12 protein-coding genes and 2 tRNA genes are annotated in these 13,941 nt (G+C 62.6%); 8 read left to right on the top strand and 6 right to left on the bottom strand.

Annotated features, from left to right (window positions below; translation table 11 throughout):
- Positions 1 to 136 precede the first annotated feature (136 nt).
- Both JJ959_RS00260 and JJ959_RS00255 read left to right on the top strand, forming a co-directional pair.
- Positions 137 to 1,042 carry an HAD hydrolase-like protein gene (locus tag JJ959_RS00260; protein WP_292879268.1) on the top strand — a complete coding sequence of 302 codons (906 nt, stop codon included), beginning with the start codon at positions 137 to 139 and terminating at the stop codon, positions 1,040 to 1,042.
- Between the two features lie 18 nt (positions 1,043 to 1,060).
- Entirely contained in the window at positions 1,061 to 1,507 is a 447-nt protein-coding gene (locus tag JJ959_RS00255; protein WP_292879267.1) for a thermonuclease family protein, read from the top strand.
- Between the two features lie 12 nt (positions 1,508 to 1,519).
- Here JJ959_RS00255 and JJ959_RS00250 read toward each other — a convergent pair whose 3' ends face one another.
- The 4 genes from JJ959_RS00250 to JJ959_RS00235 all read right to left on the bottom strand — a co-directional run bounded on the left by JJ959_RS00250 (position 1,520) and on the right by JJ959_RS00235 (position 7,139).
- The gene (locus JJ959_RS00250; protein ID WP_292879266.1) at positions 1,520 to 4,162 is read right to left on the bottom strand and encodes a valine--tRNA ligase; all 2,643 of its coding nucleotides are present in this window, start codon (positions 4,160 to 4,162) and stop codon (positions 1,520 to 1,522) included.
- Between the two features lie 133 nt (positions 4,163 to 4,295).
- Positions 4,296 to 4,946 carry a DUF2497 domain-containing protein gene (locus JJ959_RS00245; protein ID WP_292879265.1) on the bottom strand — a complete coding sequence of 217 codons (651 nt, stop codon included), beginning with the start codon at positions 4,944 to 4,946 and terminating at the stop codon, positions 4,296 to 4,298.
- Between the two features lie 94 nt (positions 4,947 to 5,040).
- Positions 5,041 to 6,420: a TolC family outer membrane protein gene (locus tag JJ959_RS00240; protein WP_292879264.1), complete on the bottom strand. Its 1,380-nt coding sequence runs from the start codon at positions 6,418 to 6,420 to the stop codon at positions 5,041 to 5,043.
- A gap of 59 nt (positions 6,421 to 6,479) precedes the next feature.
- On the bottom strand, positions 6,480 to 7,139 hold the full coding sequence (locus JJ959_RS00235) for a protein-L-isoaspartate O-methyltransferase (RefSeq protein WP_292879263.1): 660 nt from the start codon (positions 7,137 to 7,139) through the stop codon (positions 6,480 to 6,482).
- Positions 7,140 to 7,274: 135 nt separating this feature from the next.
- On the opposite strand from JJ959_RS00235, the gene JJ959_RS00230 reads away from it, so the two are divergent.
- The 4 genes from JJ959_RS00230 to JJ959_RS00215 all read left to right on the top strand — a co-directional run bounded on the left by JJ959_RS00230 (position 7,275) and on the right by JJ959_RS00215 (position 9,943).
- Positions 7,275 to 8,351, top strand: coding sequence for a tartrate dehydrogenase (locus JJ959_RS00230; protein ID WP_292879262.1), 1,077 nt, complete (start codon positions 7,275 to 7,277; stop codon positions 8,349 to 8,351).
- 61 nt (positions 8,352 to 8,412) lie between these two features.
- Positions 8,413 to 8,486, top strand: a tRNA-Cys gene (locus tag JJ959_RS00225).
- A gap of 176 nt (positions 8,487 to 8,662) precedes the next feature.
- Positions 8,663 to 8,737, top strand: a tRNA-Asn gene (locus JJ959_RS00220).
- A 117-nt stretch (positions 8,738 to 8,854) separates the two neighbouring features.
- Positions 8,855 to 9,943 carry a CaiB/BaiF CoA-transferase family protein gene (locus tag JJ959_RS00215; protein ID WP_292879261.1) on the top strand — a complete coding sequence of 363 codons (1,089 nt, stop codon included), beginning with the start codon at positions 8,855 to 8,857 and terminating at the stop codon, positions 9,941 to 9,943.
- Here JJ959_RS00215 and JJ959_RS00210 read toward each other — a convergent pair.
- Both JJ959_RS00210 and JJ959_RS00205 read right to left on the bottom strand, forming a co-directional pair.
- Positions 9,940 to 11,517 carry a CYTH and CHAD domain-containing protein gene (locus JJ959_RS00210; protein ID WP_292879260.1) on the bottom strand — a complete coding sequence of 526 codons (1,578 nt, stop codon included), beginning with the start codon at positions 11,515 to 11,517 and terminating at the stop codon, positions 9,940 to 9,942. The two genes, JJ959_RS00215 and JJ959_RS00210, sit on opposite strands and share 4 nt — an antisense overlap.
- Complete coding sequence (locus JJ959_RS00205; protein WP_292879259.1) at positions 11,514 to 12,032, bottom strand: histidine phosphatase family protein; 519 nt, start codon at positions 12,030 to 12,032, stop codon at positions 11,514 to 11,516. Before JJ959_RS00205 ends, JJ959_RS00210 begins: the two co-directional genes overlap by 4 nt.
- A gap of 218 nt (positions 12,033 to 12,250) precedes the next feature.
- Here JJ959_RS00205 and JJ959_RS00200 point away from each other — a divergent pair, with 218 nt between their 5' ends.
- Together JJ959_RS00200 and JJ959_RS00195 are read left to right on the top strand one after the other, a co-directional pair.
- The gene (locus JJ959_RS00200; protein ID WP_292879258.1) at positions 12,251 to 12,820 is read left to right on the top strand and encodes a GNAT family N-acetyltransferase; all 570 of its coding nucleotides are present in this window, start codon (positions 12,251 to 12,253) and stop codon (positions 12,818 to 12,820) included.
- 105 nt (positions 12,821 to 12,925) lie between these two features.
- A complete protein-coding gene (locus JJ959_RS00195) occupies positions 12,926 to 13,927 on the top strand; it encodes a cysteine synthase A (protein ID WP_292879257.1) in 1,002 nt (333 codons plus the stop codon).
- Positions 13,928 to 13,941 lie beyond the last annotated feature (14 nt).

Raw genomic sequence — 13,941 nt, 5'->3', positions numbered from 1 at the left:
TCGGCAGCCTCTGTTATCTGCCTGAGGAAAGTCGGATCACTCTAGCCCCGCCGGATGTTACATGGCAATTGATGCACCGTCATTCCCTCGGAACCGGACCGGTTCCGAAGCCCGATCTATTGGAGACAAGATCCAGATGCCCGACATGGAACGGCTCAGCTTCGAGGACGCCTGGCGCGGATATCTGAAATGGGCCCACAGGCTGCCTCCGGCCCCGCCCCCGGTGACCCCGCAGCGGATCTCCGGCATTGCGGAGGTAATCGGCGATTTCGACGTTGTGATTCTTGATAATTTCGGCGTCCTCAGCCTCGGCCCGCCGGTGATCCCGGCCGGCCCGCCCGCCTATGCGGTAATCCGGAACGCCGGTACCGCGATCCGGGTTATCTCAAACGACGGCTCGAAGGAACTTTCGGCGATGCTGGAGAGTCATCGCCGCCGTGGCTATCACTTCGCTGCGGACGAGATCTATGCCGGGCTCAGCCTTCTGGAAGATGCCGCGCGCGAGGCCGTGGACGGTCTTTGGGCGGCGATCGGGCTCGATCCCCTCCCCGTTCCGTCGGCGTCGTTCGAGGCTCGGAACTGGTCCAGAGAACGGTTCGACCTCGACATGGCCGTAGGTCTGTTGCTGATGGATTGTGGAAACTTCGGGCGCGAGGATTTCCGGCCGGTGCTGGAAAGTTTCAAGCGCTCGCCCCGTCCGGTCATCGTCTGCAATCCGGACCTGACGGCGCCTTACAGCGACGCCATGAGCCTCGAGCCCGGCTATCTGGCGCATTGGCTCGCGGACGAAGCTGGAATCGAGCCGCTTTTCCTCGGAAAGCCTTTCCCCGAGGTCTATCGCCGGGCGCTAGACGATTTCCCGAACGTTCCGCCGGAGCGGGTGCTCTGTGTCGGGGACACCCTGCATACTGACGTACTCGGAGGGCGCCATCTCGGGATGAAGACCCTCTTGGTCGAGACGGGATTCACACGGGGACAGGATCCCCTCGCCCTTGCGGACGAGAGCGGAATCTGGCCTGATTTCATTGCATCGTCCATCTGAGAGCCGCGGAGGGCCGCCATGCGCGCCAACGCACTCATCGCAATGGTTTTATTGTCGGCTGTAACGTCGGTCGCACCGGTCGGCGCGGCCGACAAGAAGCCCCTGATCATTGAGGGCACTGCGCGCGTGATCGATGCGGGCACCCTTCAGATCGACAAGAACGTGATCCGCCTGTTCGGCATCGTGGCCCCCGGTCCCCGGCAGAAATGTCTGCGCGGTTCCCTCCCTTGGCTCTGCGGCGCCGCCGCCCGGACCTATCTTGTCGAACTGGCCGACGGCAAGCAGGCACGATGCGAAGCGGTAGAAAGTTTCAATGCCCGCTGCATTGTCGGCGACAGGGACCTTTCAAACGAGATGGTTCGTGCCGGCTGGGCCGTCGCGGACGAGGCCGGCACCGCCTACCTGCCGGCCGAAGAAAAAGCCCGCGCTGCGAAGCGCGGGCTCTGGGAATATGCTCCCGAATAGATATGTGCGCAGCTAGAGCGCGGCGATCCGCTCCAGGGCGGCCGCCAGCTTGTCCCTGCGGGCCCGCTCTTCGGCAAGACGTTCGCGGTTCTCCTCGACCACTTCCTCAGGCGCACGCGCGACGAAGCTCTCGTTCGACAGCTTCTTGTCGAGCTTCATGATCTCGCTGTCGAGCTTGCCGAGATCCTTCTCCAGGCGCACACGTTCCTGGGACAGATCGACGACGTCGGCGATCGGCAGGACGATGACCGCCTCGTCGATCACGCCCTGAACGGCCCCGGACGGGATCTGGTCGGTCGCTTCGGCGCTTTCGAGGCGCGCGAGACGCAGGATCACCTCGCGATGCCGCTCGAGCCGCGCCTTGGTTTCCGCGGACATGTCCTTCAGCAGCAGATCGATCTTGGCACCGGCCGGAACGTTCATTTCCGCCCGGATCGAGCGGATTTCGGAGATCAACCGCACCACCCAGTCCATTTCCGCAACAGCCGACGGGTCGGCCGCCTCGGCGAGGCCTTGCGGCCAGGCGGTCGTGATCAGGAGATCCTCGCCGCCGAACGCGCCCCAGAGCTCCTCGGTGATGTAGGGCATCAGCGGGTTCAGCAGGTTCGCAGACTGCATCAGCGTCCAGGCCGTGACCGTCCGGGTCTCGGCCGCCGCGTCCGCATCCGCGCCGGAGAGGATCGGCTTGGTGAACTCCACGTACCAGTCGCAGAAGGTCCCCCAGATGAACTGGTAGAGCGCGCCTGCCGCCTCGTTGAAGCGGTACTCGTCGATCGCCTTCGAAACCTTCGCCTCGGTCGCCGAGAGTTCGGAGATGATCCAGCGGTTCACCGTCTGCTTGGCCGATTTCGGATCGAACGAGGCGTCCCACTTGCACTCGTTCATCTCTGCGTAGCGTGCCGCGTTCCAAAGCTTGGTCGCGAAATTTCGGTAACCCTCGATCCGGCTCTCGGCGAGCTTGATGTCGCGGCCCTGCGCGGCCATCGCCGCGAGCGTGAAGCGCAGCGCATCGGTGCCGAACTTTTCCACCAGATCCAGAGGGTCCATCACGTTGCCCTTGGACTTTGACATCTTGGCGCCGTGCTGGTCGCGCACCAGGGCGTGGATATAGACCGTCCTGAAAGGCACTTCGCCCATGAAATGGATGCCCATCATCATCATCCGGGCGACCCAGAAGAAAATGATATCGAAGCCGGTGACGAGCACGTCGCCCGGATAATAACGGTCAAGCTCCGGGGTCTTTTCCGGCCAGCCGAGGGTGGAGAACGGCCAGAGCGCGGAGGAGAACCAGGTGTCGAGCACGTCCTCGTCCCGGGTCAGCTCGGTGTCCTTGCCGTAGTGGACCTTGGCCGCCGCCAGCGCCGCCTCTTCCGTCTCCTCGACGAACACCTCGCCGTCCGGGCCGTACCAGGCCGGAATCTGGTGGCCCCACCAGAGCTGGCGCGAGATGCACCAGGGCTGGATATTGCGCATCCATTCGAAATAGGTGTTTTCCCAGTTCTTCGGCACGAACTCGGTCTTGCCGGTCTCGACCGCCTCGATCGCCGGCTTGGCCAGGGTCACCGCGTCGCAGTACCACTGATCGGTCAGCCAGGGCTCGATCTCGACGCCGGAACGGTCGCCATGCGGCACCGTGTGCTGGATCTCCTCGATCTTCTCGAGCAGTCCCGCCGCTTCCATATCGGCGACGACCTTCTTGCGGGCCTCGAACCGGTCGAGGCCGCGATAGGCCTCGGGGGCGTTCTCGTTGATCCGTGCGTGGCTGTCGAAGACGTTGATCATCTCGAGATCGCGCCGGCGGCCGACCTCGAAGTCGTTGAAATCATGGGCCGGGGTCATCTTGACCGCGCCGGAGCCTTTTTCCGGATCGGAATATTCATCGGCCACGATCGGGATGCGGCGGCCGACCAGCGGCAGGATCACATGCTTGCCAACCAGATCCTTGTAACGCTCGTCCTCAGGATGCACGGCGACGCCGCTGTCTCCGAGCATGGTTTCCGGCCGCGTGGTGGCGACGGTGATGAACTGCTCCGGATGGTCTTCCAGCGGATAGCGGAAGTACCAGAGATGGCCTTTGCTCTCGACCTGCTGCACTTCGAGATCGGAAATCGCCGTGTGCAGTTTCGGGTCCCAGTTCACAAGGCGCTTGTCCTTGTAGATCAGGCCCTTCTTGTAGAGTTCCACGAATACCTTCAGGACCGCGTCCGAGCAGCCCTCGTCCATCGTGAAGCGCTCGCGCGGCCAGTCGGGCGACGCGCCGAGGGCCCGCAGCTGTTTCGTGATGGTCCCGCCGGATTCGGCCTTCCATTCCCAGACCTTCTCGACGAAGGCCTCGCGGCCGAGATCGCGCCTGTCGATCTGCTTCTCTGCAAGCTGGCGCTCGACGACGGACTGCGTCGCGATCCCGGCGTGGTCGGTGCCCGGCTGCCAGAGCGCATCCCGCCCGGTTTTGCGCTTGAAGCGGATCAGGATGTCCTGGATCGTGAAAGTGAGCGCATGGCCCATATGCAGGCTGCCGGTGACGTTCGGCGGCGGCATCATGATGGTATAGGGGACCTTGTTCGAGGCCGGATCGGCAGCAAAAGCCCCGGCCTTTTCCCACTTCTCGTAATGCGCCTTTTCGACTGCGCCCGCTTCGAATGTCTTTCCAAGCATCGTCGGTGCCCTTGGCCATGCCTATCAAAGGTACAGGCGGGCGCACAAAACTGTGCCGGCCCGCCGAAAGGAGAGCAGGTTTAGGCCATCAGAACGGGGATTTCCAGCCCGGAAAGCCGGGGCCGGACCGATCTTACCAGGGATCGCGCCGCTGCGACTGCATGACCAGGCGCTCGATCTCCTCTCGCACCAGCCGTTCGACCATCATCGGCAAATGCTGATCCAGCCATTCCTTCAGCATCGGACGCATCAGCTCGCGCGTCAGCCGCTCGAGCGTAATGGCGCCGTTACCGATCGGAAGCTCGTGATAATCCTCGTTGAGCTTCTCGTTCAGGCGGCTGAAAGCATCGACCGTCTCGGCGGCCTGCGGCGGCGAGACCAGGCCTTCGCTCGGATGGGGTTGCGGCTGCGGCTGAGGCTGGGGCGGCGGAGGGGGCGGCGCCTGCGGAGGTTCCGGCCTATCCTCTGTATATTTCTGCTCCTCGAAGAGCGGCTCCGGCTCCTCGTCCTCCATGTCGGTCAAGTCGAGGACGTCTTCTTCCTCTTCCTCGGCCTCTTCCTCAGGCTCCGGCTCTTCCTCGGGCTCGGGTTCCGGCTCGGGTTCTTCTTCCGGCTCGGGTTCCGGTTCCGGTTCAGGCTCGGGTTCCGGTTCGGGTTCCGGCTCGGGCGCAGCAGCTTCTTCGGGTGGAGGGGCTTCTTCGCCCTCATCGCCGTCTTCGGAAATGATTCGCCTGATCGAGGCGAGGATTTCCTCCATCGACGGTTCTTGCGCCGTATCGCTCATCCGGACTCAAACCCACAAGGAATCAAGAGACTTGAAGGTTATCCTACAAGTCTATGAAAGGCCAGCCAATCCTCTGACAGGTAGTCCCCCGGACTCAGGGCAGCTTACCCGCGGGTTCGGTTCCCCACCAACGGTCGGACACCTCACGGTAGTGCTTGTCGTAATCGTAGAGCTCGACATTGAGATCGAGATCTGCCGCCGTCATTTTCCCCATCGACGCCAGAAGCGTATACGCAGCCACGACTTCGTTGCGATTTGCGGCCACCAGACTGACCTGGGCGTCGAGGAGTTCCTGTTCGGCATCAAGCACGTCGAGCACTGTTCGCGCCCCGACAGTAGCTTCCTGCTGCACCCCTTGGAGAGCGATATCCGCTGCCGAAACCCCCGCTTCAAGTGCCGTTATCGCCGCTACCGACGTCTGCCAGGCTTCGTAAGCACGCGCCGCCGCATCGACCACATCTCGGCGAATCGACTCGACAACGATCCGCGACCGGTTCGCATCTTCCTTCGCCGCCCGCACCCGGGCCGAGACCTGCCCCTTCTGATAAATGGGGATCGATACCTGCGCCGTTATGCTGAATTCGGTGGTCTTGTCGTCGTTGATCCCGCTGTCCGCGGTATAGTCCGCACTGCCGATCAGGTTCACCGTGGGAAGCAGCTCGCCATAGACAAGGTCGATGATTTCAATCAGCCGGCGCTCGTCGAATTTCGCGGCGATCAGCAAAAAATTGCTCAACACCGACTGCTCGACCGCGCTCTCACGATTCATCGGCAGGTCAATCTCGGTGTCGGGGGTCTGCAGATCCTTCGGCACAAATCCCACAACGCGCTCAAATGCCACCCTTGAGCTGATCAGATTGCCTTCGGCCTGGATCAGATCCGCTTCCGCGCGGGCGACGCGCGCTTCCGACTGCGCGACGTCCGTACGCGTCACTTCGCCAACTTCGAACCTGTCACGTGTAGCACGAAGCTGGGTCTGTAGCCTCTCGAGGTTTTTCTGCTGGAGTTCCAAAACCGACTGGTCGCGGATCACGTTCATATAGACAGTCAATGCGTCGAGCAGGGTCTGCTGCTCGGTCCTGAACATATTCGCCCGTTCCTGCTGGACCCGGTATTCGGACTGGTTGACGTCGGCCTCGGTCCGTCCACCCCGATAGACCGGCTGGGTAATTGTGATATTGGCGTCCTTCGGCGTCGTATTCCCGTCGGCCGAACTGGTATTGTTCTCCGTATCGAAGTTGTTGTATCCGGCCGACAGCGTCGAAGTGACAGTCGGACGCCAGCCGCCCTTCGCGCGCGGAACGCCTTCGTTGGTCACCCGCAGGTTCGCGCGTGCGGCGTTCAATGTCGGATTTGTCTGATAGGTATATGCGAGCACCTCGGACAGCGTCTCGGCGGAAAGGCGCGGCGCGGAAACGCCCAGGATACATGCCGACACGGTCAGCATCGCGGCGGTGCGATACAGCTTTTTCATAACTCTCTTTCGAGACATCCGAGAACTTCCCTTATTTCCGGCCAGGCAGAGCCCGGAGGCTAAAAGACGAATTTCGGCTCGTTGCGGAATTCCGGCAGAAGCGGAACAGACGCGTCAAAAATGACGCGTTTGGAGACGGTCGTACCGAATTTCTCTACAAGAACGGCAGTCCCCTGCCGAGCACCATCTTCATATAGGATCGTGACCAGCCGTCCGCCATCTCCAAGTTGCTCGATCAGCGGCTCCGGGATACGTTCGACGCCGCCACCAATGACGATCAGGCTATAGGGTGCCTTCTTAGTATAGCCCTGAAGCGGGTCTCCCGCGACGACAGCGGCATTATCCACATCGAGCGAACCGAGCCTCTCATTCGCGGCCGCAACCATGTCGGCGTCCTTCTCCACGCCATATACTGTGCCCGCGACTCGGGACAGCACGGCGGTCGAATATCCGCAGCCGCAGGCCACATCCAGCACCTTGTCGCTCGCGTCCGGAAGCGCCGCCTGGAGCAACCGCGCAAAGACCATCGCCTCCATCAGCATCCGTCCGGATCCGAGCGCGAGGTCCTCGTCGACATAGGCGACCCCCATCAGGGCCTTCGGCACGAAAAGTTCCCGCGGGACGAATTCGAACGCTTCGATGATCGACGTATCCGTCACCTTGTTCGTGCGGATCTGGCTCTCGACCATGTTGTGGCGTGCAGTTGCGAAGTCCGACATCGAGCTGCAATGCTCCAGCATGTGAAATGGTAGGCCGTTCGATGGCCTCAGGGCAGTTATACTTTGCCAGTTTTTCGAACACAATCGAGATGGCACGAACGGAGGAGCGGCCTGAGCGGCCGTAAAAACACCACAATGAAAAAGTACAAAATCGCCGCCGTCCCCGGTGACGGAATCGGCCCGGAAGTGATCGATGCCGGCGTGGAGGTGCTCCAGGCCGTGGCGGAAACCGAACCGGGCTTTGCACTCGCATTCGAACATTTTCCGTGGGGCGGCAACTACTACCGCGAACATGGCATCATGATGCCGGAGGACGGCGTCGACACCCTGCGCGCCTTCGATGCGATCCTGTTCGGTTCGGCCGGTGACCCGAAGATCCCGGATCACATAACGCTCTGGGGCTTGCGCCTGAAGATCTGCCAGACGCTCGACCAATACGCCAATGTCCGCCCTGCCCGCCTGCTTCCCGGCATCAAGGGACCGCTCGCGAATGTCACCTCGGACGATCTCGACTGGGTGATCGTGCGGGAGAACTCGGAAGGCGAATATGCGGGGGCCGGTGGCCGCGTGCATGTCGGGCTTCCGGAAGAGGTCGGGCTCGACGTTTCGATCTTCACGCGCCCCGGTGTCGAGCGCATTCAGCGATTCGCTTTCGAACTGGCGCGGTCTCGCCCCCGCAAAAAGCTGACGCTGGTCACCAAATCGAACGCCCAGCGCCATGGCATGGTGTTCTGGGACAGCATTTTTGAACGGATTCGCGGCGATTATCCCGATGTCGAGACGGACAAGATGCTGGTGGACGCGATGACCACCCGCATGGTGCTGGATCCGAAGAGCCTAGACACCGTGGTCGCGACCAACCTTCATGCCGACGTGCTGTCGGATCTGGCGGCCGCTCTCACCGGCTCGCTCGGTATAGCCCCGACCGGGAACCTCAGGCCGGAGCGGGACATGCCCTCGATGTTCGAGCCGATCCACGGCTCGGCCTTCGACATCACGGGGAAAGGCGTCGCGAATCCGATAGGGACTTTCTGGAGCAGCGCCATGCTGCTGGAACATCTCGGAGAAGTCGCAGCGGCCACGCGCCTGATGGCGGCCATCGAGCGGGTAACGGCCGACGGATCCGTGATGCCGCGCGACCTCGGCGGTACCGCAACGACGCGGCAGGTTACCGACGCGGTTCTTTCGGCGCTGGCCAGCGGGAACGTCTGACTGAAAAAGGCGAAAAGGCATTGACGGGCGGGGGCGGTGCCGGTACCTATCGCGCCCTGCTGGCCCGGTGGCAGAGTGGTGATGCAGAGGACTGCAAATCCTTGTACGTCGGTTCGATTCCGGCCCGGGCCTCCAGCTTTGTCTTTTTCTTCTCAATTCGACCGCTTCGACACGGAAAACCCCATGTTTCCGTAGAGAAATCCGTGCATCCGGGAAAATTGCCAAACTGTCACGTTTGGGGTTTGCACTCTCGGAAATGCACTGCTATATACCGGCTCCTCGTCGGGGCACATACCCCGGCGGGCCGCTGATCCCCGGTAGCTCAGCGGTAGAGCAAGCGGCTGTTAACCGCTTGGCCGGCGGTTCGAATCCGTCCCGGGGAGCCAATCAAAGAACGGTCGGAGCTTTGCTCCGGCCGTTTTTTCTTGCCCAAAAACGCCGCATTGCAGCCGGACCGCTTTCCGGCAACGATCACCTGACCAGGGCAATACAGGATCGCTTCCATGTTATCGGATATCCGAATCGTCGAAATCGAGGCGCTCGGCCCCGCCCCCTTCGCCGCCATGCTGCTGGCCGATCTTGGTGCCGATGTCATCACTGTGCACCGGAAGACGGCCTCGGACGTGCCGGGAAAGGGAGAGCGCAATCTTCTGGACCGCGGAAAGCGCTCGATCGCCCTCGATCTGAAGGATCCCGGCGACCTCGCAATTCTTAAGAAGCTGCTCCGTACCGCCGACGGTCTGATCGAAGGCTTTCGCCCCGGTGTGATGGAGCGGCTCGGGCTTGGGCCCGAACCCTGCCTTGAGATCCAGCCGAAGCTCGTTTATGGCCGCATGACCGGTTGGGGCCAGAGCGGTCCGCGCGCGCAGGAGGCCGGGCACGACTTGAACTATATCGGTCTATCCGGTGCACTCTGGTACGGATCACCCGCGGGCCAACCGCCCTTCCCGCCCCCGACACTGGTCGGAGATATCGGCGGTGGCGCGCTCTACCTCGCCGTCGGCATGCTGAGCGGACTGCTGAAGGCGCGCGCAACCGGGCGCGGCACGGTGGTCGATGCCGCGATCGTGGACGGCTCGGCTCATATGATGAACCTCCTGATGTCGCTCCGCGCCTCGGGAGGATTCCGTATCGAGCGCGGACAGAGCCTGCTCGACGGCCCGCACTGGAGCCGCTGCTATCGCTGCGCCGACGACAGCTTTCTTTCCGTGCAATGCCTGGAGCCCAAATTCTACCGGCTTTTCGTCGAGAAACTCGGACTCGGGGACGATCCGGACTTCGCGCGCCAGTTCGAGCAGGACCTTTGGCCGGATCTCGGCAAGCGCTTGGAGACCCTGTTCCAGACGAAACCTCGTGCGCACTGGCTCGCGCTGTTCGAGGGCAGCGATGCCTGCGTCGCGCCTGTCCTCGATCCCGAGGCCGCCGCCGGGGATCCGCATATGGCGGCGCGCGGTATCTGGTCCGAAGAGGATGGCCGCCTGCAGGCAGCCTCGGCCCCGCGTTTCGACGGGAAGCAGCCCCCGAAGCCGCGTGCCGCCCCTGAACGCGACGCGCACAGAGACGAAATCCTCGCCGAACTCTCCGGGAGCTAGCCCTCCGGCCGTGGCCAGAAACGCCCGGCGTCAAGAAAACGGGTCCAGGCATGCTCGATCTCGCGATTGGCCTGCACCATCTCCGCGCCATGCCAGCCGATGACCACGCCCGCCGCCTTGGCGAGGTCCTGACTTGAGCTTTCCCCGCCGGAGTCCAGCAAGGCCGCGAGCTGTTCCGCCGAAACAGCGAAATCGTTCGCGTAGCCAAGCAGGTTCTGCAGGCGGGCCGCCGCCTTCGCGAAAGCCTTGGCTTTCTTTGCCTCGAACAGGGAATTGAAGAACTCGGCTGCATAGCGCAATTTCTTCATTTCGAGACGCAACTCATGCATCGCCTCGCTCGGTCCCTGCAGCGCATGACGGCCCATCTTCCGGACCTTGCGAAAGCGCTTCTCGAGCCGCGACGCTGCGAACTCCTCGCTCCGTGCCAGATGGTCGAAACGTCCGTCTGACGCGGAAAACGTCTCGATCAGCAGCCCGAGATTAAGCTGCAAGTCGGTGAACCGCGGCGATGCAACAGCCGCCCGCGCATCGCGGTATCCCATCTCCTGCCGTGCCGCAGCGAGCCCGCGCAGCTCTTTCAATGCGGGAATGCCCGTGCCAAGCGCCCTTTCGACCGGCATGTGCAGTTCCTCGATATAAACGTCCCACTCCCGCGCCTCGCCGAGCGCGCTTCCCAGCCATTTCGCCTCCGCGCGGACATGTTCGGTCAGCTCTGGATCTCCGAAGGCTCGGAACATGCCGAGAGAGGCGCGCATGCGGCGCAGGGCGACGCGCATCTGGTGCGGACCTTCGGGATCGTTTGTCTCCAGGATCGCCGCCTCGTTCGCGGCAACCTGCGCCTGGGTGGCTTTCAAAATCTCGACGGCGGATTCATTGATGCGGCTGCCACGGGACAGCACCGGCCTTTCCCCCTTGACCGGTAGGGGCTGCGCGGGCGTGGAAAGCTGTTCCGCGCGCTGGGCTTTGCCGCGATATTCCAGCCTCAGCGGCACTTCCCGATGGATCGCGAGCGCAAGTTCGAAAAGCGCGGCGGAGTCGCCGTCCTTGAGCTCCAGTTCAAGTTCGGAAATCGGCATAGACCGGCTTCCCGACCGAATCTCGCCGTGATCGAGGTCGACGGACACAAGCGCGCTCCCAAACCCGCCCTCGAAGCGGACCTCCCGGCTCGTGCGCCTGAATTCGGTTACGAAGCGCGGCTGCAGCCGTTCCCATATCCCGTCGCGTGTCAGGAACTCGCGGATCTCGGGCAGATGGACGAGTTCCAGCACGGGCACGTCGCCCCGCACCCAACCCTCGATCTCGATCCGCTCCGTCAGACCGGCCTGCCAGCCGCTCCCAACCTTCAGCGTCTGCACGCGGCGCCGTCCGATCTCGCGGATCCGGAGGTTCATTTTCGCCGCGGCAAGCGCTCCGTCAGGCGTGTCGAAATACGTCGCCTTGAGCGGTGTGGTCCGCGCCCGTCCCGTCCCGGCGCCGACGAGAAGCGGCAGCCGCTTCAGTTTGGACTGCCATTTCTCCGGCACGGCCAGTCGAAGTTCCGATTCCGTCGGCGGCACGTCGGGTTTCCGGCTCATACGAGATCCTTGGGCGTGACAAAGCGCGTCAGATTTCCGGTGCGGGGAGTGCACGCGGACCATTCCTCGGTATCGAGATCGATAAAAGCCAGCGCTCCGGTCGGAAATTTATCCTGCAGGCGAAGAAGGTCCTCGTTGCTGCGTCCCTGGCAGAGAGCAAGGGCGAGACGTTCGAAACCTGGATTGTGACCGATCATCAGCAGGGTTTTCGCCCCTCCGCCGAAATCGGCGAGCGCCCTGAACAACTGATCCAGTCCGGCCTCATAAATCGAGGCCGAGGTCTCCAGTACCGTCCGGCGCGGCAAAAAGGGACGGATGGCCTCCCAGGTCTGCATTGTCCGGCGTGCCTCAGAACAGAGGACAAGGTCGGGGCGGATTCCCTCCTGTTGCAGGAACTTGCCGACGACCAGCGCGGCGCGTTCACCGCGCCTGTTCAGCGGACGATCAAAATCATTGAGGTCAGGCTGGCCCCAGCTCGACTTCGCATGTCGAAGCAATACAAGGGATGTGGTCACACTGCGGGCCCCTGGACCAAGAGCGAAACAATCGAAGAATCACCATAGCATCGGCGCGGGAAGCACCCTGTCAAATCTCGAAGAAAATTTCCACGCCGGACAATTCGCGCTGATTTCCCTGCTTTTTGACTGCGTTAAATTGACAGCGCAGGGCACTGCAGCCAAGGTCAAGAACGTCACCGCATTCCATTGTCGCCTCTCGCATTTCAGGATCAGGTATGAGCGCCGATTCTTTCCGCCGAGCCACCGCGCTCCCCGATCCGGAACAGGACGGGACTCGCGCGGCGATGCCGGCCACGGGCACCGTGCGTGCGGCCCGGCCGGAAGACGTGGACGCCCTCGCCCTCCTCGCGCAGGAATTGCTCGCGTTCTATGGACTGCCCGCCCGCAACCAGCGTTCCTACATGGCGCATGTGATGAGCGCCGAGTTGTTCGAACGAGAGAGCAATCTGAAGATCCTCGTTGCGGAATCCTCCTCGGGCCTGAGCGGTTTTCTCGCCTATGTCGAGGTTTTCGCGCTCGCCAATTGCCAGCGCAGCTTTTTCATCCAGGACCTTTTTGTGACCCGCCGCGCACGGGCGGGCGGGGTCGGCGGCGCATTGATGGGTGAACTGTTGCGCCTGGCCGATGAAGGAGACGTCGCCCAGATCGACTGGACGGCGGATCCCTGGAACGAAAAGGCCGTCGCCTTCTACGAGAAGATCGGCCCGCTGCTGAAGAGCGACAAGATTCTCTACCGGCTTGCAGGGCCGTCGCTCCGCCGATCTATGCAGGATCAGAAACGGTGAAATCCGCGTGATCCGCGCCGTCGGGCGTGATCGGGCTGGTAACCAAAAGACCGGATCACTAAGTTCGACCGGCAAACACCCCGTACGCGAGAGCGGAGAAAAAGAATGCAGATTCGCGATGGCTTCGTCGGCACGATCGGCAACACCCCGCTGATCAAACTGAAGCGCGCGTCGGAGGAAACCGGCTGCACAATCCTCGGCAAGGCCGAGTTTCTGAACCCGGGCGGATCGGTGAAGGACCGCGCCGCGCTTGCGATCATCCGCGATGCGGAGGAACGCGGGGCGCTGCGTCCGGGCGGCGTGATCGTCGAAGGCACCGCCGGCAATACCGGCATCGGGCTTGCGTTGGTCGGCAACGCGCTCGGCTATCGCTCGGTCATCGTCATGCCGGAGACCCAGAGCCAGGAAAAGAAGGACATGCTGCGCCTCGTCGGTGCGGATCTCCGCCTGGTTCCAGCCGTGCCTTACAAGGATCCGAACAACTACGTGCGCTACTCGGGCCGCCTCGCCAAGGAAATCGCCGCGAGCGAACCGAACGGCGCGATCTGGGCCAACCAGTTCGACAATGTGGCCAACCGCAAGGGACATTACGAAACCACGGGTCCGGAGATCTGGGAACAGACCGACGGCAAGGTCGACGGCTTCATCTGTTCGGTCGGCAGCGGTGGCACGATCGGCGGCGTCAGCATGGCTCTGAAAGAGCGCAATCCGAACATCCAGATCGGCCTCGCGGACCCGATGGGGTCGGCCATCTACAATTACTACGCCAACGGCGAGCTCAAATCCGAAGGCGGTTCGATCACCGAGGGTATCGGTCAGGGCCGGATCACCGCCAATCTCGAGGGCATCACCGTCGACGCGCCGTTCCAGGTGACGGACGAGGAAGCGCTCGATGTGATCTTCAAACTGCTGATGGAGGAAGGCCTCTGCATGGGCGGCTCAACCGGCGTGAACGTCGCCGGCGCGGTCAAGCTCGCCAAGCAGATGGGCCCGGGCCACACCATCGTCACCGTGCTTTGTGACTGGGGCCATCGCTACCAGACGAAGATCTTCAATCCGGCCTTCCTGAAGGAAAAAGGCCTGCCGACGCCGAGCTGGCTCGAATAAGAACGCCTCCGAGG

The sequence above is a fragment of the Nisaea sp. genome, assembly GCF_017640745.1.
Taxonomy (GTDB): domain Bacteria; phylum Pseudomonadota; class Alphaproteobacteria; order Thalassobaculales; family Thalassobaculaceae; genus Nisaea.
Note: the sequence above shows the minus strand (reverse complement) of the source record. Positions and strands in the feature narration are given on the sequence as shown.

Excerpts from the sequence above, each read along its gene's own strand:
- JJ959_RS00260 (WP_292879268.1), top strand. The coding sequence starts at position 137 with ATGCCCGACATGGAACGGCTCAGCTTCGAGGACGCCTGGCGCGGATAT.
- JJ959_RS00255 (WP_292879267.1), top strand. The coding sequence starts at position 1,061 with ATGCGCGCCAACGCACTCATCGCAATGGTTTTATTGTCGGCTGTAACG.
- JJ959_RS00250 (WP_292879266.1), bottom strand. The coding sequence starts at position 4,162 with ATGCTTGGAAAGACATTCGAAGCGGGCGCAGTCGAAAAGGCGCATTAC.
- JJ959_RS00245 (WP_292879265.1), bottom strand. The coding sequence starts at position 4,946 with ATGAGCGATACGGCGCAAGAACCGTCGATGGAGGAAATCCTCGCCTCG.
- JJ959_RS00240 (WP_292879264.1), bottom strand. The coding sequence starts at position 6,420 with ATGAAAAAGCTGTATCGCACCGCCGCGATGCTGACCGTGTCGGCATGT.
- JJ959_RS00235 (WP_292879263.1), bottom strand. The coding sequence starts at position 7,139 with ATGTCGGACTTCGCAACTGCACGCCACAACATGGTCGAGAGCCAGATC.
- JJ959_RS00230 (WP_292879262.1), top strand. The coding sequence starts at position 7,275 with ATGAAAAAGTACAAAATCGCCGCCGTCCCCGGTGACGGAATCGGCCCG.
- JJ959_RS00215 (WP_292879261.1), top strand. The coding sequence starts at position 8,855 with ATGTTATCGGATATCCGAATCGTCGAAATCGAGGCGCTCGGCCCCGCC.
- JJ959_RS00210 (WP_292879260.1), bottom strand. The coding sequence starts at position 11,517 with ATGAGCCGGAAACCCGACGTGCCGCCGACGGAATCGGAACTTCGACTG.
- JJ959_RS00200 (WP_292879258.1), top strand. The coding sequence starts at position 12,251 with ATGAGCGCCGATTCTTTCCGCCGAGCCACCGCGCTCCCCGATCCGGAA.
- JJ959_RS00195 (WP_292879257.1), top strand. The coding sequence starts at position 12,926 with ATGCAGATTCGCGATGGCTTCGTCGGCACGATCGGCAACACCCCGCTG.